General features: G+C 45.3%; 14 protein-coding genes. 9 read left to right on the top strand and 5 right to left on the bottom strand.

Translation table 11 applies throughout. The features are described from left to right. Positions 1 to 43 precede the first annotated feature (43 nt). The 5 genes from ribD to ABIE26_RS06370 all read left to right on the top strand — a co-directional run bounded on the left by ribD (position 44) and on the right by ABIE26_RS06370 (position 3,846). The gene (gene ribD / locus ABIE26_RS06350) at positions 44 to 1,096 is read left to right on the top strand and encodes a bifunctional diaminohydroxyphosphoribosylaminopyrimidine deaminase/5-amino-6-(5-phosphoribosylamino)uracil reductase RibD (protein ID WP_310138815.1); all 1,053 of its coding nucleotides are present in this window, start codon (positions 44 to 46) and stop codon (positions 1,094 to 1,096) included. After that, positions 1,093 to 1,950 carry an EamA family transporter gene (locus ABIE26_RS06355; protein ID WP_310138814.1) on the top strand — a complete coding sequence of 286 codons (858 nt, stop codon included), beginning with the start codon at positions 1,093 to 1,095 and terminating at the stop codon, positions 1,948 to 1,950. Before ribD ends, ABIE26_RS06355 begins: the two co-directional genes overlap by 4 nt. Continuing rightward, positions 1,950 to 2,564, top strand: a complete 615-nt coding sequence (locus tag ABIE26_RS06360; protein WP_310138812.1) for an IMPACT family protein — start codon at positions 1,950 to 1,952, stop codon at positions 2,562 to 2,564. Before ABIE26_RS06355 ends, ABIE26_RS06360 begins: the two co-directional genes overlap by 1 nt. Positions 2,565 to 2,584: 20 nt before the next feature. Continuing rightward, the gene (locus ABIE26_RS06365) at positions 2,585 to 3,451 is read left to right on the top strand and encodes a nucleoside phosphorylase (protein ID WP_310138810.1); all 867 of its coding nucleotides are present in this window, start codon (positions 2,585 to 2,587) and stop codon (positions 3,449 to 3,451) included. A gap of 74 nt (positions 3,452 to 3,525) precedes the next feature. Further along, positions 3,526 to 3,846, top strand: a complete 321-nt coding sequence (locus tag ABIE26_RS06370) for a hypothetical protein (RefSeq protein ID WP_310138809.1) — start codon at positions 3,526 to 3,528, stop codon at positions 3,844 to 3,846. Between the two features lie 84 nt (positions 3,847 to 3,930). On the opposite strand, the gene ABIE26_RS06375 is transcribed toward ABIE26_RS06370, so the two are convergent. Further along, entirely contained in the window at positions 3,931 to 6,240 is a 2,310-nt protein-coding gene (locus ABIE26_RS06375) for a GH92 family glycosyl hydrolase (protein WP_310138807.1), read from the bottom strand. Between the two features lie 318 nt (positions 6,241 to 6,558). Between ABIE26_RS06375 and mnmA the strand changes: the two genes are divergently transcribed. Next, the gene (mnmA, locus tag ABIE26_RS06380) at positions 6,559 to 7,650 is read left to right on the top strand and encodes a tRNA 2-thiouridine(34) synthase MnmA (RefSeq protein WP_310138805.1); all 1,092 of its coding nucleotides are present in this window, start codon (positions 6,559 to 6,561) and stop codon (positions 7,648 to 7,650) included. Between the two features lie 3 nt (positions 7,651 to 7,653). On the opposite strand, the gene ABIE26_RS06385 is transcribed toward mnmA, so the two are convergent. Genes ABIE26_RS06385 through ABIE26_RS06395 form a run of 3 tightly spaced genes read right to left on the bottom strand, consistent with a single transcriptional unit; the run spans position 7,654 to position 9,862 of the window. Further along, on the bottom strand, positions 7,654 to 8,601 hold the full coding sequence (locus tag ABIE26_RS06385) for a bifunctional metallophosphatase/5'-nucleotidase (protein WP_310138804.1): 948 nt from the start codon (positions 8,599 to 8,601) through the stop codon (positions 7,654 to 7,656). Then, positions 8,579 to 9,337 carry a 5'-nucleotidase C-terminal domain-containing protein gene (locus ABIE26_RS06390; RefSeq protein ID WP_310138803.1) on the bottom strand — a complete coding sequence of 253 codons (759 nt, stop codon included), beginning with the start codon at positions 9,335 to 9,337 and terminating at the stop codon, positions 8,579 to 8,581. Before ABIE26_RS06390 ends, ABIE26_RS06385 begins: the two co-directional genes overlap by 23 nt. A gap of 12 nt (positions 9,338 to 9,349) precedes the next feature. Further along, positions 9,350 to 9,862 (bottom strand): glutathione peroxidase, encoded by a 513-nt coding sequence (locus ABIE26_RS06395; RefSeq protein WP_084240680.1) that lies wholly within the window; start codon positions 9,860 to 9,862, stop codon positions 9,350 to 9,352. A 443-nt stretch (positions 9,863 to 10,305) separates the two neighbouring features. Between ABIE26_RS06395 and topA the strand changes: the two genes are divergently transcribed. Together topA and ABIE26_RS06405 are read left to right on the top strand one after the other, a co-directional pair. Then, positions 10,306 to 12,864 carry a type I DNA topoisomerase gene (topA, locus tag ABIE26_RS06400; RefSeq protein WP_310138799.1) on the top strand — a complete coding sequence of 853 codons (2,559 nt, stop codon included), beginning with the start codon at positions 10,306 to 10,308 and terminating at the stop codon, positions 12,862 to 12,864. Then, complete coding sequence (locus tag ABIE26_RS06405; protein WP_310138796.1) at positions 12,864 to 13,268, top strand: hypothetical protein; 405 nt, start codon at positions 12,864 to 12,866, stop codon at positions 13,266 to 13,268. The genes topA and ABIE26_RS06405 overlap by 1 nt, the downstream gene beginning before the upstream one ends. 14 nt (positions 13,269 to 13,282) lie before the next feature. Here the strand turns inward: ABIE26_RS06405 and ABIE26_RS06410 are convergent, their stop codons facing one another. Next, positions 13,283 to 14,701: a DNA/RNA non-specific endonuclease gene (locus ABIE26_RS06410; RefSeq protein ID WP_310138794.1), complete on the bottom strand. Its 1,419-nt coding sequence runs from the start codon at positions 14,699 to 14,701 to the stop codon at positions 13,283 to 13,285. A 209-nt stretch (positions 14,702 to 14,910) separates the two neighbouring features. On the opposite strand from ABIE26_RS06410, the gene ABIE26_RS06415 reads away from it, so the two are divergent. Then, positions 14,911 to 20,469 carry an alpha-2-macroglobulin family protein gene (locus ABIE26_RS06415; protein WP_310138792.1) on the top strand — a complete coding sequence of 1,853 codons (5,559 nt, stop codon included), beginning with the start codon at positions 14,911 to 14,913 and terminating at the stop codon, positions 20,467 to 20,469. Positions 20,470 to 20,529 lie beyond the last annotated feature (60 nt).

A 20,529-nucleotide genomic window follows, 5' to 3' on the forward strand; every position in this document is an offset into this window, starting at 1 on the left:
GCAAAAGTAAGTAAATCGAACAATATACCTTACTTTTGCTGTAATGACCGACGATTTATACATGCAGAGATGCCTTGAACTCGCCGCTATGGGAATGGGAAATGTGAGCCCGAATCCTATGGTGGGCTGCGTTATCGTAAACAATGGAAAAATCATAGGCGAAGGCTATCATGTGAAGTTCGGTGATGCCCATGCCGAGGTAAATGCCATTAATTCGGTATGTAGTGCCTATGGAGACCAGGCTGCGGAATTACTGGCCAATGCTACGGTATATGTAAGCCTTGAACCTTGTGCTCATTTTGGCAAAACCCCGCCCTGCGCAGATCTGCTCATCAGGCACCAGGTTAAAAAGGTGGTTATTGGAAACACCGACCCATTTGATGGGGTAAACGGCAAAGGCATAGAAAAACTTAAAAATGCAGGCATTGAGGTCGTTACTGGTATACTCGAGCAGCAATGCAGCCGGCTTAACCGTCGGTTCTTTACCCGCATCGCTTTGCAGCGCCCTTACATCATTTTGAAGTGGGCAGAAACAGCTGATGGTTATTTTGCGCCTAAAAATTCCCTGCAACAATGGATCAGCGGAGCCCTGGCTAAAAAACTGGTACATAAATGGCGTACAGAAGAGGATGCGGTTCTGGTGGGCAAACAAACGGCCCTTGCCGATAATCCACGGCTCAGTGCACGCGAGTGGGAAGGCAAAAATCCCATCCGTCTGCTTATCGACAGAAAACTAGAGGTTTCAACCGGCAGTCACCTTTATGATAACCAGACCAAGACAGTGATATTTAACGAAATAAAGACCGCTGTAGAAGGAAATGTCCATTTTATACAAATGGAGGACATGCAGCATTACCTGCCCCAGAAAATAGCCTTCCAGCTTTACCTGATGGATATTGCTTCTGTGATCATTGAGGGTGGGGCAAACATACTCAACCAGTTCATTTCAGCTGGCCTGTGGGACGAGGCGAGGGTGTTTACAGCTGCCCATACCTGGAACGAGGGCCTTGCCGCACCAAAAATACAGGTACATGTTATCGAACATCTGGACCTTGATAAAGACAAATTAACGATCTATCAAAATAACCATTCATGATCTATTTACTCATCAGTATTTGCTGTAGCGTTACAGTCGCCGTCCTCCTCAAGCTTGCCCGAAGGTATAAGATCAATATTGTGCAGGCAGTAACCTGGAACTACCTGTTTGCCATTGTACTTAGCTTATTCTTTTTCAAGCCTTCCTTTAGCGAACTTACCAGTGCTCCGGTCAACTCCGTATACATTGCCTTGGGGATATTGTTACCCGTTGTCTTCTGGTTTCTTGCCGGTTCGGTAAGAAATATAGGTATTGTAAAAACCGATATTGCGCAACGTTTGTCGTTATTTTTGCCGATAATGGCAGCTTATTTTATCTTTAAAGAGCAGTTCAGTCTCCTTAAAATAGCCGGATTGTCGGTAGGTTTTATTGCCATATTTTTTACGCTCTATAAAAAAACTGCCCAAAAGAATGAAGGCTTAAACTGGCTCTACCCTATTTTTGTATTCATTGGATTCGGAATTATCGATATCCTTTTTAAAAAGATTGCCCAGATCAAAGCCATCCCCTATACCAGTTCACTGATTGTGATCTTCATCCTTGCTTTTGTCATTTCACTGGTCGCGGTTTTCTACCTCTCGGCCTTTAAAAAACAAAAAATAGAGTTTGTGAATTTCATTTGCGGATGTATCCTTGGCTTCTTTAATTTTTTCAATATCCTTTTTTACCTCAAGGCACACCGTATGATGGCTGATAATCCTTCCGTGGTATTTGCTGCCATGAATATGGGGGTGATTATTGCGGGCAGCCTGGTAGGGATACTTATTTTTAAAGAAAAGCTAAACAAGTTGAACTACTGGGGGCTTGCTCTTGCTTTGCTTGCTATTTTGCTGATTACCAATCCATTTAGTTAATGTTATTCGACGATACTTATAAAACCATAGCAGCGGCAGCTGAAGGGGTATTCCGCGACAGGGGAAGTAAATTCATCGGCTATGCTTATCCGGTGCTTTCTGAAGATCAGGTTAAAGATATACTATCTAATCTTAGGGCCGAACATGCCAAAGCCAGGCATTTCTGCTGGGCCTTGCGTTTAAGTCCCGACAGAAGCATTTTTCGCATTCAGGACGATGGCGAGCCTTCAGGCACTGCAGGGAGGCCTATCCTCAATACCCTGCTTTCGGCCGATATTACCAATGTGCTGGTGGTGGTAGTGCGCTATTTTGGTGGTACCTTGCTTGGTGTGCCGGGTCTTATCAATGCCTATAAAACTGCTGCTGCAGAAGCCATACAGGCAGCAGAAATTGTAGAAAAGACGGTTAATGACATTTATGAAATCCATTTTGACTATCTGCTCATGAATGATGTGATGAAACTGATCAAAGAGGAAAAACTAAATATTTTGTCCCAGAACTTTGACAACTCCTGCAGTATGAAGCTGGAGATCAGGAAATCGGGCCTCAATACCATTCTCCATAAAATAGAAAAAATAGAAGGCGTTACAGCAAGGTATCTATTTACTGCTTAAAATTTGATAACTTTAAGCTTATGGGCCAAGAATTGTCGGCTGCCGATCTGATCATTAATCCTGATGGCAGCATATACCACCTTAACCTTTTACCTGATGATGTTGCCGATACCGTAATTACAGTTGGCGATCCGGACCGGGTGCCAGAGGTATCCAAACATTTTGACACCGTTGAACTGCGTAAAGGCGGACGGGAGTTTATCACCCATACCGGGTACCTCGGTAAAAAGCGTCTCACAGTTATCTCTACAGGTATTGGGACAGACAACATCGACATCGTTCTGAATGAACTTGACGCATTGGTAAATGTTGACTTCAGAACCCGGCAGGTTAAAAAGAAACTCCGCTCGTTGAGCATCATCCGGATTGGCACTTCAGGTGCGATACAGGACGATGTGCCTATGGGTACCATTCTGGCTTCCTCCTTTGGTTTAGGTATGGATGCACTGATGCATTATTATATACATGAACTATCGGGTGATGAACATAGCCTGCTTGAGGGTATAAAAACGCATTTTTCCCACCTCAAAGGCATCAGCCCTTATATTACTGCAGCCGATAGCGGGCTGCTGAACACTATTGCTGCCGAAATGGAAAAAGGGATCACAGTTACCGCCCCGGGCTTCTATGCACCGCAAGGCCGGCAGGTGCGTGCAAAAAATGCCATTCCGAACCTCATCATGCATCTCAGTTCGTTTCGCCACTCAGGCTACAGAATTACCAATCTGGAAATGGAAACAGCCGGTATTTATGCCCTGGCAAAGGTTCTGGGACATAAAGCCTTATCAGTAAACGCCATACTGGCCAGCAGGGTAAACTATCAGTTCAGTAAAGAACCCGTAAAAGTCGTTAACAAAGCCATAAATATGGTGCTGGATAAGTTATAGGGCACTTTTGATTGCTGACCGACAAACAAAAAGAAGCTTTTGAGCGTTAATTAAGTAGTTATTAATAGAAAATTATGTTTAAAAAGATAAAAGACGAGTTCACTACCTCATTGGTCAGCTCCTTACTCACGAAATACGAAGCCGAAGAACTGGATGCCGGAAAAAGACTGATTTCCGTAATTGCGGGTGTTTATATGTTGCAAAAAGGAATCAGAAAAATTAGGAAACATCATATCGTAGCTGCCGAAGAAATTGTATTAGGTAGTATACTGCTGTACAGTGCCGCTTCCGGCCTCCATAAAAAGATCATTAAACAGCCGGTTCAGCCTTCGGATATCAGAAAAAACCAGATACAAGGCAACGATCCACGCTCAGATGTTCCCGCCTTCGTTTAACGAAAAGTTTGAACAACTTACAAAAGACGGGTCCCGGCGCCTCCTGCTCTCTCGCTTCCATAAAATCCGGTGTCTTTAGAAAGATCACCTGATTTTATCTGTCATAACAAATCTCAGAACTCCGCCATCAATAATGTCGGCATGCCTGATGCTATGCCCCTTAACCAGCTTCCCATTCAGAAATACTTTCGAGACATAAATGTGCTGATCACTCTGGCCAATGGCCTCAACGGTAAACTTTTTTCCGTTCTCTAAATTCAACACAGCAGTTTTCACTGCCGGGCTTCCCAATGCATACTCGTCAGAACCTGGTGAAACCGGATAGAAGCCCAATGAAGAAAACATGTACCATGCGCTCATCTGGCCGCAATCGTCATTTCCACCCAGGCCATCAGGCGTAGGTTTATACTGCATTTTAAGGATCATTCTTACCCTTTCCTGCGTTTTCGAGGGCTGTCCTACCCAGTTGTACAGGTATGCTACATGATGTGCAGGTTCATTGCCATGCACATAACCTCCAATAATACCTTCGCGGGTTATGTCTTCCGTTTCGGCAAAAAATTCATCAGGAAGATGCATGTTAAAAAGTGAATCCAGGCGTACAGCTACCTTTTTAGCGCCGCCCATAGCTGTAATCATTGCAGCGGGGTCATGCGGCACAAAGAAACTGTAATTCCAGGTGTTACCCTCAATAAAGCCCTGATCATGCGTACTCAGTACATCAAATTCCTTTTTAAAGGAGCCATCTGCCAGGCGCGGACGCATAAAACCAATCCGGGAGTCAAACACATTTTTCCAGTTGCCCGCCCTTTTCATAAAACTGGCATACACATCCCCACGCCCTAGTTTTTTGGCGATCTGTGCAATACACCAGTCATCATAAGCATATTCGAGTGTGTTCGAAACAGAAGTCCGGTTGTTTTCTGCGGGGATATAACCTTTATCTATATAATCTCCTATTCCCTCGTAATTACGACGACTTGCAGTAGCCACACAGGCATTCAGGGCCTTTTCTGCATCACCATTGTACACCCCTTTAATGATGGCGTCTGCTATAACTGAAACACTATGATAGCCGCTCATGCACCAGTTGTCGTTGGCATAATGCGACCATATAGGCAGCATTTTTAAGGTACTTTGCTCATAATGTGCCATCATGGATTTTACCATATCATTGTTGCGCGAAGGCTGTACAATATTCAGAAAAGGGTGCAATGCCCGATAGGTATCCCATAGCGAGAAGGTAGTGTAATTTGTAAAGCCATCGGCTTGATGTACATTCTGGTCCAGCCCCTTATATTCCGCATTTACATCCATGTAACTGGTAGGATTGATAAAGGCGTGGTACATCGCTGTATAAAAATTAATCTTATCATCCTCACTGGCATCAATGACAATTTTATTCAGTTCTGTATTCCACTTTGCCTGTGCTTTGGCTTTTATCCCATCAAAATCCCAGCCTGGTGTTTCAGTGCGCATATTTTCCAATGCATTTTCCTGGCTTACCGGCGACAAGGCAAATTTGATCATGACCTGTTCCTGGTCTGCAGTGGTAAAATCAAAATACATCCTGATCTGTTTTCCAGCGATGTCAGGGAAATTCCTGGTTTGGTCAAACTTCCTCCAAAAGCCTTTGTATACCTGTGTTTTATCAAAATTCTTTTGTCCATACCCCTTAAACGGTTTTGAGAAAGACATCGCAAAATAAACTGTCCGGGTTCGCGCCCAGCCATTGGTTTGCCGGTAGCCTGTGATCAATGTATCATTTATCACCCTTACAAAAGTCCATACGTTTTTATCTTCATAATTGTAAATTCCCGACATCAGGTCCAGAATCACATGCGAGTCTTCTGATTTCGGAAAGGTATAACGGTGCAGGCCCACACGCTCGGTAGCGGTCAGTTCAGCCATGATCCGGTGATCATCCAGCTTTACACGATAGTAACCTGCTTCTGCACGTTCATTGGCATGAGAAAATCCTGAACGGAAGCCACTCCCTGGCCGGTCTGCTGTGCCGGGATTTAATTTAAGCCTGCCCTGTGTAGGCATCACTAAAAAATCACCCAGATCGGAATGCCCGGTACCACTAAAATGAGTGTGACTAAATCCCACTATTGTTTTGTCTTCATATTTATAGCCGGCACAGTACTTATACACGTCTCCGTTGTACTTCCCGTTCAGTTCATAAGAAAGCGTATCTGTATCCGGACTTAGCTGTACAGCTCCAAAAGGTACTGTAGCTCCAGGATAGGTATGCCCCATTTTCTGTGTGCCAATAATGGGTTTTACATACTTCACCAGGGCTTGTTGCGCATAAGTCCCCGTGGGAAGTAATGCCTGTAAAAACAGAACTGAAAACAAAAATAAACTGCTTAACCTATTCAAAAACAACATACCAGCCATAAAAACAATAAATAAATAAAAGCCCTAATGTATAAAAAATCTTAATTGTTTCCGCACACAGTGAAAATAGTTCGTTATTAGTCCTTTCTACCCCATCAACTCATCCTTCGCCCCTCCACTCCCCCAAAATTTGGTGTCTTAAGAGGACATAGGAAAATTTTGCCTTTTTCAGGCACAGGTTTCCAGTCCGAAGAAAGATCACCAGATTTTAATTTTACAAGCCCATTAAACTTTTCCGCTTTAAATCCCGTACTTTTGTGCCTTAAATTTTATTTACCGGGCTTTGAACCCGGCCTATTTTAAAATACAATGAGCAAAAGAGGGAGAATATTGGTCGCCATGAGTGGCGGTGTCGACAGTTCCGTAGCCGCAGTGATGCTGCACGAACAAGGTTATGAAGTAATTGGTTTAACCATGAAAACCTGGGATTATGCTACCTCAGGAAGCAACAGCAAGGAAACCGGCTGTTGCAGTCTCGACAGCATCAACGATGCCCGTACCCTTGCTGTAAACTATGGCTTTCCCCATTACATACTTGATATCCGCAATGAATTCGGCGATTTTGTGATCGATAACTTTGTGGATGAATACCTTGCCGGACGTACCCCTAACCCCTGCGTATTGTGCAATACGCATATCAAATGGGAAGCCCTGTTAAAACGCGCCAATAAACTCGATTGCGAATTTATTGCAACCGGGCACTATGCCAACATCCGTTTGCAGGACAATGGCCGTTATGTGATTTCTAAAGGGAAAGATGAAAACAAAGACCAGTCCTACGTACTTTGGGGCGTTTCTCAGGAAAACCTCTCCCGTACCCAATTTCCGCTGGGCTCATTTGCCAAATCAGAGATCAGGCAGATGGCGCTGGATATGGGACAGGAAGAACTGGCTAAAAAAAGCGAAAGCTATGAAATCTGCTTCGTGCCTGATAACGATTACCGCTCATTTTTAAAACATAAAGTAGAGGGACTCGAAGAGCGGGTTGCCGGAGGTAACTTTGTGAACAGCCAGGGCATGGTGATTGGTCAGCACAAAGGTTATCCTTTTTATACGATTGGGCAGCGTAAAGGTCTTGGCGTTGCTTTTGGAGAACCTATGTTCGTTACCCAGATCCTTCCGGAAAGTAATACCGTGGTACTGGGCAGAGCCGATGAACTGGAGCGCAAAGAAGCTATGGTCAGGAACCTTAACCTGGTCAAATACGAGCATATCAATGAGCCGCTGGATAATGTGGTTACTAAAATCCGTTATAAAGACGCAGGGATGCTAAGTAGCATTGTACAGGAAAAAGACAACATGCGTGTGGTGTTTGATCACAATGTTTCGGCTATTGCACCCGGACAGTCAGCTGTATTCTATGAAGGCAATGATTTGCTGGGTGGTGGCTTCCTTTGTTAAGCCTCAGCTTTCCAGTGCATTAGAAATCAGGTAGGGCGAAGCTGTTTTGACCCTCTTGCCTTTATACCTTTCAAAGTAATAATCTATACGTCCCAGGTTAATGCCCGCAAAACCTACCTGGTTAATGGTGGTGATGCCGCCATCCAGGTTCTGTACATCTTCGGGCTGATCCATAAAGGTATGCGTATGCCCACCGATAATCAGGTCTATGTCCCTGGTGTTCTTTGCCAGTACCTGGTCAGATACCTTATCTGAATTGTATTTATAGCCCAGGTGCGACAGGCAGATCACCAGGTCACATTTGAGTTCATTTTTAAGCAGCATGGCCATTTTGTTGGCTTTTTTTACCGGATCTATATAGATGGTATCGCCATAGTTTTTATCCTCTACCAGGCCTTTCAATTGTATGCCAACGCCAAACACCCCTATTTTAAGTCCTCCTTTTTTAAAGATCTTATAAGGCAGGGTTGATTTGTTCAGCAGGGTATTGGAAAAATCATAATTGCTGCAGATGATCGGGAAATTTGCATGGGGCAATTGTTTGTGGAAACCTTCCAGGCCATTGTCAAAATCATGATTGCCCATGGTTGCAGCATCGTAGCCCATCGCGGTCATTAGTTTGATTTCCAGTTCGCCGCCAAACCGGTTGAAATATGGGGTGCCCTGAAAAATATCACCGGCATCCAATAGCAATATATTTTTTTCTTCAACCCTGATTCTGTTGATCAAAGCAGCGCGTCTGGCCGTACCTCCCAGTCCCTGGTTCCTAGACCCATCCATAGGGAAAGGTTCAATACGGCTATGCACATCGTTGGTATGTAGTATGGTCAGCTTTACCAGGTCGCCTGCCGCAAAAGCACTGGCCGCATCCAGGTTTAGCGCGAGGGCAGCAGCAGCTAGCCCGCCAGTCCTGATGAAATTCCTCCGGTTAATCTTTAGTAATTCTTCCATCCAGTTTAGCATTAATGGTTTTTCCTGCAGCTTCAGTTTCTTTCACATATCCTATCAGCGCATCCCTTACTTTCAGTCCCAACACCTTCTTTTCCAGCGGATTTTTGAAGCCCAGGGCATTGTCGCCCCCGCTGGCAATATAGTCTGAAGTTAGTACCCGGTAGGTTTTTCCAGCATCAAAAGGCTTTCCGTTGATCATCACCTCTTCTGGTTTTTTATTTTTGATCTTCATCCTCAAGCCAGAAACCGGCTGTCCGTTTGTGGCGGCTATAAAATTGATGAGGCTTTGGGTATCGGTGCCACTTAAGGTAAAGGCAACCAGCTCATTTTCAAAGGGCATCAGCTCAAATATATTCGACAGGGTAACATTCCCTTTGGGCAAAGCTACCCTGATGCCGCCCTTGGTAGAAGGCATGGCAAAATCTATGGTAGTGTCGTATTTTCGGGCCTGTTGTAAGGTCGCATCTGCAAAAAAATTGCCCAGCAGGCTTTCGGGTATGGTGTCTACTTTAGGCATCTGCACATCAGAATGACCAATAACCTGGTTCATTTCTGCATCCAATTGCGTCTTGTAAGGCAGATAAGTTTTAATAACCGCACTGTCGGGTGAAACACTGTTGTTGATGGCATATTCTGCACGGTTGGCCTTAACCAGATGGTAGTGCTGACTACAGGAACCAAAGCTTAATGCAATTGCTGAAGCAATAAAAATCCGCAGGTGCCTCATTTGATCCATACCTGGTGGTTGTTACAGGTTTTTGGTAATGGCTTCGTCCAGTGGTTTCACTTTAGAGCGGAAACGGTGTACGAGCTGTCCTTTCTCATTGATCAGGAATTTTTCAAAGTTCCAATTGATGTCGCCCGTAAAATCAGGGTTTTCGGCGGTGGTCAGGTACTTAAACAAAGGGTTAATGTCCTCCCCTTTTACACTGCTCTTTTGGGCCAGTAAAAAAGTAACATTAAACTTTCCGGTACAAAATTCTTTGATCTCACTGTTGGTGGCCAGTTCCTGTCCGCCAAAATTTCCTGCCGGGAAACCAATCAGCACCAGTTTGCTGCCATATTGTTTGTGTAGTTTTTCAAGATCTTCATATTGCGGTGTATAGCCACATTTTGAAGCCGTATTTACAATGAGGATCTTCTTGCCTTTAAATTTAGAAAGTTTAACTTCCTTACCGTCAATGGTTTTAAAAGAGAAATCGTAGACGCTTTTTGCCGGCGGTGTAAAAAACAGGCTCAGCAGAATTAATAATGTATTCATAAGTTATGTGTTTTTATTGGATGGTCTAAATTAGTTATTATTAGGTTAGGAAATTATAATTATTCGGTAAAATCTGGTTTACGGGGCCGGTAGGTACGCTTAGTCTGCGTATAGAGCGCGTTTAGAGCGCGTTTGGTATGCGTTCGGGCTGCGTTCGAGGTTGTTTAACCCTTGAGCAGGCATTGGTTAGGGGTTGGCTAGGCCTTGATATACCCCTATACCTTATCAACCCTTATGCAATGTCTGCTTAACCCTTGCATAAACTCGAGCGCAGCCCGAACGCATACTGAACACACCCACCACGCATTGCAGTTATTCCAGCTATTTAATTAATACTATATATTCAGTTAAATGAGTCATTTGTAAATAAAAATGCCATAAAATTCTATCGAATTTTGAAATTAGGCTTATTTATAGCTTTATTTGCAGAAAAACCGGTCTGAATGGCGAAGAATTTATTAATAGTTGAGTCACCTGCGAAAGCAAAAACGATTGAAGGATATTTAGGTAAAGATTTTCTGGTTAAATCAAGTTACGGACACATACGTGACCTGGTTAAAGGAGATATGGGGATTGATATCTCCAATAACTTTGCCCAAACCTATGAAGTTCCGGCTGATAAGAAGCAGGTGGTGGCAGAACTTAAAAAATTAGCCAAAGACGCAGAAATGGTATGGCTCGCATCCGATGAGGACCGCGAAGGAGAAGCCATATCCTGGCACTTATATGAAACTTTGGGGCTTAAGGAAAACAAGACAAAAAGGATTGTTTTTCATGAAATTACCAAGCCAGCTATCCTTAAAGCTATAGAAACCCCGCGAAGCATAGACTATAATCTTGTAAATGCCCAACAGGCACGCCGGGTACTTGACAGGCTGGTAGGCTTTGAGCTTTCGCCGGTATTGTGGAAAAAAGTCAAACCCTCCCTATCCGCCGGGCGTGTACAATCAGTAGCCGTTCGCTTAATTGTAGACCGTGAGCGTGAAGTCAATAAATTTAATGCTACGGCTGCATATAAGATTACGGCTGAATTTTCGACCAGTGCCAATGGTAAAGAACTGGTTAAAGCTGAACTGCCGCAACGTTTTGAAAAGGAAGCCGATGCAGAAAAATTCCTGAACGACTGTATTGGTGCAGGCTTTTCGGTAGACAATCTGGAAACCAAACCTGCCAAACGTAATCCGGCAGCTCCATTTACCACTTCTACCCTTCAGCAGGAGGCTTCCCGAAAACTGGGTTATTCGGTAAGCAGGACCATGCAGATCGCACAACGCTTGTATGAAAGCGGACGCATTACATATATGAGGACAGACTCTGTAAATTTATCAGAAACTGCCTTGCAGGCTGCAGCAAATGAGATCCGATCGGCATGGGGCGATAAATATCACCAGCCAAGAACCTATAAAACGAAATCTGCAGGGGCCCAGGAAGCGCACGAGGCCATCCGCCCTACCTATTTCAATCAGCATACGGTGCCTGGTGATAATGCCGAGCAGCGTCTGTACGAACTGATCTGGAAAAGGGCCATTGCATCGCAAATGAGCGAGGCCCTGTTTGAAAAAACAACTGCACAGATTGGGCTCAGTACCCGCAAGGAACAATTGGTTGCCGAGGGCGAAGTTCTGAAATTTGATGGATTCTTAAAGGTATACCTGGAATCATCAGATGATGAGGACATGGAAGATGCTGAAGGAAGTAATATGCTGCCCCCGTTGGCACGCGGACAGGAGCTTCATTTAAAAGTAATGAATGCTACCGAAAGGTTCTCCAGACCACCGGCACGTTATACTGAAGCCAGCCTGGTTAAAAAACTGGAAGAATTGGGGATCGGCAGGCCATCAACTTATGCCCCTACCATTTCCACCATCCAGAACCGCGGGTATGTGGTTAAGGAAGACCGTGATGGTCGGCAGCGCACATTCGGAGCTATTCAGCTGGCAAACGGTGCGGTTACTAAAAAGACAAAAACTGAAATTACAGGCGCCGAAAAAGCTAAGTTGTTCCCGACAGACATCGGTCAGGTTGTGAACGATTTCCTTGTTGAGCATTTTAAAGGGATTGTTGATTTTAACTTTACCGCCAACGTAGAGAAAGAATTTGATGAGATTGCCCAGGGTTTGCAGGAATGGACAAAAATGCTCCATTCGTTTTATACCCCTTTTCACTTAGAGGTAGAAACCACACTTGAAACGGCCGACAGGGCCAATGGCGAGCGTTTGCTGGGAATTGATCCGGCAACAGGCAAAAATGTATATACCAAAGTGGGCCGTTTTGGTCCCCTGGTTCAGATTGGTGAAAATGACGACGAAGAAAAACCACGTTATGCCAGTCTGACCAAATCACAATCTGTAGGTACCATTACCCTGGAAGAAGCACTGGAGCAATTTAAATTGCCTTTCCAGCTGGAAGATTACCAGGGTAAAGAGGTTGCTGTAGGTATTGGCCGATTTGGACCTTATGTGAAATGGGGCGATGCTTTTATTTCTGTTCCGAAGAACGAAGATCCATTGTCTATAGATCAGGATCGTGCCATAGAGATCATCGCTGAGAAAATCAGTGCTGACGCACCCGTGGCACATTACCAGGGCATGCCGGTAACCAAGGGCAGCGGACGCTTCGGGCCTTTCATCAAATGGAACGATCTGTTCATCAATGTGCCCAGGGCCTATAACTTCGATCGTTTGTCGCAGACTGATATCGAAGAGCTGATTACGAAAAAGATAGAAAAGGAAGCCAACAGGTTTATCCAGCAGTGGGCGGCCGATAAAATCGCCATAGAAAACGGCAGATGGGGACCATTCATCCGTTTTGGCAAAGAAATGCTGAAACTTCGCAAAAACCCTGCAACAAACGATAAATATACTGCCGAAGAACTGGCGGTAATTTCGCTGGATGAGGTTAAAAAACTGATTGTGGAGCAGGTTCCGAATGCGTTTGAACCTAAAAAGAAAGCTGCGGCGAAAAAGGCACCGGCCAAAAAAACGACCGCAAAGAAAAAATAATGAAGAAAGACCTTCCGGAGAATATAGTTGAAGATGTGGCCATGGCCGTTGTGCTGATTGGCGAAACCCCTGAAGTAAAGAACTGGACGGTGTATATCGTCAATCTGAAAGATGTAGGACTCAATAATGTATTGATCAGTTCTAAGGGCTATGGCGAAAAAGATGGCAAAATGGTTAAAACTTCCGTCTTACGCCATTTTATTGGCGATCTGAAGCCCGGCTCCTTTGCCGGCGTGGAGGCGATAGACCCTGAGGTTTTTGGACTCACCAACGAGTACTGGCTAAGCTATTATATAGATGGGGTCATTTATGATAAAAAATTCATTTTCCTTCCGGAGAGTATTGTAGATGAAAACCTGATCCATATTCCACTGGTAAATATGCCCGGAGTGATGATCAAATAATAAAACAGATGCTGCTAATTGGCAGCATCTGTTTTTGTTTCTATAATGTCCTGTAAACTTACTGGTAGTCCGGATAACAGGTTATAACCGGTCGCAGCCTCAATAGAACGGACACTTACCCTGTATTTTTTCCAGTCGGTTTCAATAGTATTTACATTGGGTGTGTTTATGGCAATCACGCGTGTGCTGGCCGAAACCCTGTTGATGTCGTCGTTACCTGCAGGGATGATAACAGCTATTTTCCAGATGTTAGAGGGAACGGTTACTTTGCCTCCTGCAATGGTACTTGCGTTGCCCTTACTGCCTGTACCTCCCATGCCATAACTGCCCATGATGATGTAAACTTCATTGCCTTCCAGCACTTTTGTGCGCAGGTAGCCTTCAAGGCCGTTCCAGGTTTGCTGGTTGTTTTGAGGGGCCTGAGGGATCATATTGCTCATCAGGAAAGTGGCGCTGTTGGCATTGGTTGAACTGGTGCGATCGGCCGATGGCACGTTATGGCCCCGGTCAAAACCTGAACCGGAATAAGTGTTGCTCTGTACTACAAAAGCACCCTGGGGTAAGCCTGTAAAGCCGGCAAAGTTATCGAGCCGGTCTGTTGCTCCGGTAATATTGCTGGCATCCAGGTGCCAGCTTACCCAGTTCGGCGTGCCGCGGCTGCTGCTGTAAGACTGCACATAATAACTCTGGTCGATCAGAAAATTATCCACACTTACCGAATTGGCGCCCGAAGGGTTTCCGAACAGCAGGTTGCTGTTGTCGCCCGTTGCCGGCTGTGCATCAGTACCTGCGGTAACGCCTCTGGGCGTTGATGCGGGGCTTCCGTCCGGGTCTACAGGATCAGGGTCGGGCGTGGAAACCACAATTCCCGGATCGCCTTTGCCCTTAAAGGTAATGTCATCTATATTGATCCGGGTTGTTCCCTCCTTCTGGATCTGAAAACGTACTTTTCCGGTACTGGTTACTGCAAATGAATCCAGTTTTAAAGTACTGTTGGTTTCTGAAATATCTGTACCCAGCTGATTAAAGGTCGCACCACCATCGGTAGAAAGCATCAGCTTCCAGGTCGAGGCGGCATCAGTACCATACTTACCATGTTTGATGTAGAGCATGGTCATCCCGCTAACGTCAAAGTTCATGGTTATTTTTCCGGTACGAAGCCTTAGACTCTTTAATCCGTTCTTTAAATCGGCTGTCAGATTGCCCACCAGGGCATCATCAAGGGTCCAGCTTCCGGTAGGCATTTTCACAACTGCACTGGCATAAGCACCTTTGGCAGGTGTGTTTTCAAAGTCTTCAGTAATGGAATAGACCACCGGTGGCACAACAACAGGATCAATGGGATCAGGTCTTAATTCCTGAGTGGTTTTTTTGGAACAGGCGGCAAGCGCCAGCGCCAGGCCAAGGTAAAAAGGCAGGTGTTTTAGAGTCATATCTGTTTTCAATAAGGAGGTACAAATTTGGTAGATTTATATTATCTAAATGTTAGGATTCTGATATTTATTTTGGTTTTTTTTATGTTCAGATAATATTATGGGAATACTTGCAGAATTGTGCAAAAGTTGATGTTGATAACAATTCTGCCGTTAAATCAAACCTTTTTGCTAATTTTCCTACACATCTTATTGTTAAACATCAGTGTATGGAAAGTACTAAAAAACGCGTACTCATCGGCGCAGCCGCGGCCGTTCTAATTGGTATAGGGGCATTCTTCTTCTTTAAGAAAGAAAGACCTAAAGACTATAACCAGCAATATTCAAAGTATATAGAAGCCTATACTTCAGGCACGGTCTCCAAAAAGAGTTTCATCAGGGTGCACCTGGCCAATGAAGTAAAAACCGTAAGCGATGTGGGGGTAGCCGACAGCCGCGACCTGTTCAGCTTCTCTCCTTCTGTAAAAGGAAAAACCTATTGGATAGATGCCCAGACCCTGGAATTCAGACCGGAGGAAAATCTGAAATCAGGCGAAAACTACGAGGCTACCTTTAACCTTGGTAAATTGCTGGAAACAGAGGCAGGCCTGGAAGAATTTGAGTTTGATTTCAGGGTAATTGCACCCGGCATGCATTTAACGCAAAACGGACTGGTTTCCCAGAACAATACCTCGCTCGATTACATGAAGCTGAGTGGTGAGATCACCACTTCAGATCAGGAAGATACCAAGCTGATTGAAAAAGCCTTGGAAGTAGACTTTTCTACACCGCTTAAAGTAAAATGGCAGCACAATCCGGCAAAAAATACCTCTGTTTTTACGGTCGACAGCATTAAGAAAACAGGAAAAGAAAATCAGCTGAAGCTGAACTGGTCGGGTAGCCCTATTGGCGCCGAAGGTAAAGGTACCGAGACAGTTACTGTGCCGGTATCTGGTGTTTTTAAGGTGCTGGACATTAGGGCTGTACAGGATCTTGAAGATTTTGCCCTGGTACAGTTTTCGGAGCCGGTAGGCGTTGGTCAAGACCTGAACGGCCTGATTTCCCTGGCGGGTCAGTCGGACCTGCGCTATACCATAGACGGTAGCCAGGTGAAGATTTATTCTCCTGTTACACTTGAGGGTAATTATACCCTGACCGTTAATGAGGGTGTTGAAAATATAAACGCCAAAAAACTTCAGGCTGGTAAAACGGCCAATATCGTTTTTGAAAATAAGCTCCCTTCGGTAGTCATAGCCGGTAGCGGAACCATCATCCCGAATTCAGGAAAGCTGGTATTGCCTTTTGAAGCAGTAAATTTAAAAGCTGTAGATGTAACCGTCATCAAGATTTACGAAAACAATATTCCTCAGTTTTTCCAGACCAATAACTATAAAGATGGCGGCGAACTGCGCCGTGTGGGTAAGCCGGTGGTTCAGAAAACTATACGGCTTGACGAGGATAAAGCGCTTGATCTGCATAAAAAACACCGTTTTACACTCGATCTGGATAAGATCATCCGTACGGAACCTGGTGCAATGTACCGTGTTACGATCGGCTTCAGGCATACTTATAATGTATATGATTGTGCGGACGTGAATGAGGCCGCTGAAGGCGATGGCGATGACTACGAACGTTACGGAGAGAAAATTGACGAAGACGATGAGTTTTGGGAGCGCTACAACAGCTATTACCCGAACAATTACAGATGGGAAGACCGCGATAATCCTTGTACCCCATCCTACTATACCAACGAACGCTGGGCCAGCCGCAATTTAATGGCTTCCAATATTGGTCTGATTGCCAAAAGGGGTAACGATAACAGCATGCTGATTGTGGCTACAGACCTGCTGACAGCCAAAACCATGAGCGGCGTAACCCTGGAGCTGCTGGATTACCAGCGCCAGGTAATCCACACCGTAAAAACAGATGGCGACGGAATGGCTTCTTTTGAACTGAAAAGAAAGCCTTTTCTGCTGGTTGCTAAAAATGGTGATGAGCGTGGTTACCTGAAACTGGACGATGGGAACTCGCTTCCGCTGAGCCGTTTTGATGTAGGCGGAGATGTGGTTCAGAATGGGTTGAAGGGCTATATTTACGGAGAGCGTGGCGTATGGAGACCCGGGGATTCGGTATTTCTTTCCTTTGTATTGGAAGACAAGCTGAAGAAACTTCCGGGAAGTTACCCCGTTACATTTGAGTTATATAACCCTCAGGGACAGCTGGTCAAAAGAACCATTAACGGTAAACCTTTAAATGGTTTCTATGCTTTCAGAACGGCTACTGAAAGTACGGCCCCTACCGGCAACTGGCTGGCAAAAGTTAAAGCCGGCGGCGCAACCTTCTCTAAGACCCTAAAAATTGAAACCGTAATGCCAAACAGGCTGAAGATCAATTTTGATATCGGCAGCCGTACCTATCTGGGCTCTGGCGGGCCGTCGACTGCTGCCCTGTCAGCCAACTGGCTGTTTGGTGCGCCGGGCAAGCACCTGAAGGCTAAAGTAGATGTGAACCTGAATACCATGCAGACTACCTTTAAAGGTTTTGATGGTTATACTTTTGACAATCCGACGGTGGTATTCCAGTCGCAGGTAAAAACCATTTTTGAAGGAACACTCAACGAGAATGGCATGGCAACGGTAAATACCAATTTAAACGAAAATAACAGTGCGCCTGGTATGCTGAAAGCCAATTTCACCACCAAGGTATTTGAGGCCGGAGGTAATTTCAGTATCGACAATTTCAGTATTCCTTATCATGTGTACAGCAATTATTATGGCATAAAAACACCTGATGGCGATAAAATGAGCGGAATGTTGCTTACCGGAGAAGACCATAAGATTGATGTGGTGAATGTAGATCGTAACGGTAAATTGCTCCAGGGCAGTAAATCTGTTGAAGTGGAGCTCTATAAGGTACAATGGCGCTGGTGGTGGGAACAGGATAATGAAAATTCCTATGCAAACTTCACACAGAATTCCTACAATAAGCTCATTAAAAAGGAGTATATCAGTTTAAATAACGGGAAAGGCAGCTGGAAAATAAGGATAGACGAACCTGAATGGGGTCGTTACCTCGTATTGGTAAGAGATGTTAACGGTGGCCATGTAACCGGAAAATCTGTTTATATCGATTGGCCGGGATGGGCGCAACGCGAGCAGGGCAATAACCCTACCGAGGCCTCGATGCTTTCCTTCACTGCCAATAAAACGAAATTCCAGGCAGGTGAAGAAGTGGTGCTGACGATCCCATCTGGTGCTGGCGGCAGGGCGCTCATCTCCATAGAGAATGGCAGCAAGGTCTTAAAAACATTCTGGACCGATACCAGGGCCGGACAGACACAGTTTAAATTTAAGGCCGAAAAGGAAATGGCACCGAATGTTTTTGCCAACGTTACCCTGTTGCAGCCGCATGCGCAAACGGTAAACGACCTGCCGATCCGCATGTATGGGGCCATTCCGTTATTGGTGGAAGATCCGCAGACGATATTGAAGCCTGTGATCAGGATGGCCGATAAACTGAGGCCTGAAACGGAAAGCAGTATTACCGTAAGCGAGCAGAATGGTAAGGCCATGACCTATACCATTGCTATAGTAGATGAAGGCTTGCTGGACCTGACCAGATTTAAAACGCCTGACCCGCACAGCGTATTTTATGCCCGTGAAGGTTTGGGAGTTAAGACATGGGATCTGTTTGATTATGTTCTTGGTGCCTGGGGCGGTAACCTGGAGCGCATTTTGAGTATTGGTGGTGATGGCAGCATCAATAAAAACCTGAACCCGGCTAAAGCCAACAGGTTTGTACCGGTGGTAAAATACATTGGGCCTTTTGCTTTAGGTAAGGGTGCTTCGCAAACGCATAAATTTAAACTGCCGCAATACATCGGCTCGGTAAGGGCAATGGTAGTGGCCGGGCAGGACGGCGCCTATGGCAAGGCTGAAAAGGCAGTTCAGGTGAAAAAGCCGCTGATGCTGCTGGCTACGGTACCGAGGGTGATTGGCCCGGGCGAAAGCTTTACCTTGCCTGCAACGGTATTTGCTACCGAAAATAACCTGAAAAATGTAACCCTGCAGTTGCAACCGCAGAATTTACAGGTACAGGGACTCAGAACACAGCAGCTGGTGTTTAAACAGCCGGGAGAGCAAATGGCTTATTTCGAGGTTAAAGCGCCTGAAATGACGGGTGTTGCGAAAATAAGGTTAGTTGCCCAAAGCGGCGCAGAGAAGACAGCTTATGACGTAGAGTTGGATATCCGCAACCCTAATCCATTCGTAACCAATGTAGCTTCTGCAGTGATAGAACCTGGGCGTAACTGGGGTACTACTTACGTGCCTGTAGGAATGGCGGGTACCAATTCTGGTAGTGTAGAAGTTTCGGCCATTCCACCTATCAATCTTAAAAAGCGACTCAGTTACCTGGTACAATACCCGCATGGCTGTGTGGAGCAGACTACCTCCGGAATCTTCCCACAGTTGTTCCTGAGTAAGCTTACGCCATTAACCGAGCAGCAGAAAGCCAGTACAGAGCGAAACCTGAAAGCGGGTATCACAAGGTTGCGTAATTTTCAGACTACTGACGGTGGCCTGGGTTACTGGCCGGGGGCCGGCACTTCCGATGAGTGGGGAAGCAACTATGCAGGTCATTTCCTGGTAGAGGCGCAAAATGCAGGCTATACGATGCCTGTTGGAATGCTGGATGAATTGCTACGTTACCTGAAATCGAAAGCTGCCAACTGGTCGCCCAACAGCAATAACTTCTATGGTGGCGACCTGTCGCAATCTTACCGTCTTTATGTGCTTGCCCTGGCAAAAAGGGCCGATATGGGCGCAATGAACAGACTGCGTGGCTTCCAGTACCTATCGGTAAGTGCTAAATGGCGTTTGGCAGCGGCCTATAAACTGGCCGGACAAACGGATGCGGCTAACAACCTTATCCGCGGACTTTCATTTGAAGTGCAGCCCTATAACCAGCTTGGGGGTACTTACGGATCGGACATCAGGGATGAAGCCATGATCCTGGAAACCCTTACCCTGCTGGGCCGTAAGGCAGAAGCTGGAAAACTGGTGCAGTCGCTGGCCATAAAACTGGGTAAAGACGATTGGTACAGCACCCAGACAACTGCTTATAGCTTGCTGGCGATAGCCAAATTCTGCGGGGCAAATACTGCTTCCAGTAACCTCAGGTTCAATTATACCATAGACGGTAAAAAAGGCAGCGTAAATTCCAATCAGTTCCTCAGCAGTACTGCTTTGTCCTTTAAAGGCGGAAATGGGGTAATGATCAGCAATGCAGGCGACAGGGTACTGTTCGTACGCCTGATACTGGAAGGACAACCCGCAGCCGGACAAAATAACTTCCTGCCAAATAATCCTGAAATACTGGACATGAGCATCAGCTATAAATTGCTGAATGGCAAGCCGATCAACCCTGCCGTACTGAAACAGGGTACAGATTTTTATGCGGAAGTGGTGGTTAAAAACCCGGGCCGGATGGGCTATTATGAGCAAATGGCTTTAACACAGATTTTCCCTTCAGGCTGGGAGATCATCAATACCAGGGTAAACGACAATGAGAGCATCATTGCTTCTTCCCCTTATACTTACAGGGATATCAGGGACGATCGGGTATTTACCTATTTCAACCTGAGGGAGAACGAAACAGTAACGTATAAGGTATTGCTGAATGCCTCCTATATAGGCCGGTACTATTTATCTGCCGTACAATGTGAGGCCATGTACAACAATAGCATCAGTGCTACCGAGGCTGGTCAATGGGTACAGGTTATCAAATAATTTACAGCCTTGGCCATACATTAATTAATAAGTATTTGACAAAGCCGGCAGAGAACCTTA

Origin of the sequence: Pedobacter africanus (assembly GCF_040548825.1) — a bacterium.
Taxonomy (GTDB): domain Bacteria; phylum Bacteroidota; class Bacteroidia; order Sphingobacteriales; family Sphingobacteriaceae; genus Pedobacter; species Pedobacter africanus_A.

What these genes read in the sequence shown, in the direction of transcription:
- ribD (WP_310138815.1), top strand. Translation starts at nt 44, where the DNA reads ATGACCGACGATTTATACATGCAGAGATGCCTTGAACTCGCCGCTATG.
- ABIE26_RS06360 (WP_310138812.1), top strand. Translation starts at nt 1,950, where the DNA reads ATGTTATTCGACGATACTTATAAAACCATAGCAGCGGCAGCTGAAGGG.
- topA (WP_310138799.1), top strand. Translation starts at nt 10,306, where the DNA reads ATGGCGAAGAATTTATTAATAGTTGAGTCACCTGCGAAAGCAAAAACG.
- ABIE26_RS06405 (WP_310138796.1), top strand. Translation starts at nt 12,864, where the DNA reads ATGAAGAAAGACCTTCCGGAGAATATAGTTGAAGATGTGGCCATGGCC.
- ABIE26_RS06370 (WP_310138809.1), top strand. Translation starts at nt 3,526, where the DNA reads ATGTTTAAAAAGATAAAAGACGAGTTCACTACCTCATTGGTCAGCTCC.
- ABIE26_RS06410 (WP_310138794.1), bottom strand. Translation starts at nt 14,701, where the DNA reads ATGACTCTAAAACACCTGCCTTTTTACCTTGGCCTGGCGCTGGCGCTT.
- ABIE26_RS06395 (WP_084240680.1), bottom strand. Translation starts at nt 9,862, where the DNA reads ATGAATACATTATTAATTCTGCTGAGCCTGTTTTTTACACCGCCGGCA.
- ABIE26_RS06355 (WP_310138814.1), top strand. Translation starts at nt 1,093, where the DNA reads ATGATCTATTTACTCATCAGTATTTGCTGTAGCGTTACAGTCGCCGTC.
- ABIE26_RS06375 (WP_310138807.1), bottom strand. Translation starts at nt 6,240, where the DNA reads ATGTTGTTTTTGAATAGGTTAAGCAGTTTATTTTTGTTTTCAGTTCTG.
- ABIE26_RS06385 (WP_310138804.1), bottom strand. Translation starts at nt 8,601, where the DNA reads ATGGAAGAATTACTAAAGATTAACCGGAGGAATTTCATCAGGACTGGC.
- mnmA (WP_310138805.1), top strand. Translation starts at nt 6,559, where the DNA reads ATGAGCAAAAGAGGGAGAATATTGGTCGCCATGAGTGGCGGTGTCGAC.
- ABIE26_RS06365 (WP_310138810.1), top strand. Translation starts at nt 2,585, where the DNA reads ATGGGCCAAGAATTGTCGGCTGCCGATCTGATCATTAATCCTGATGGC.
- ABIE26_RS06415 (WP_310138792.1), top strand. Translation starts at nt 14,911, where the DNA reads ATGGAAAGTACTAAAAAACGCGTACTCATCGGCGCAGCCGCGGCCGTT.
- ABIE26_RS06390 (WP_310138803.1), bottom strand. Translation starts at nt 9,337, where the DNA reads ATGGATCAAATGAGGCACCTGCGGATTTTTATTGCTTCAGCAATTGCA.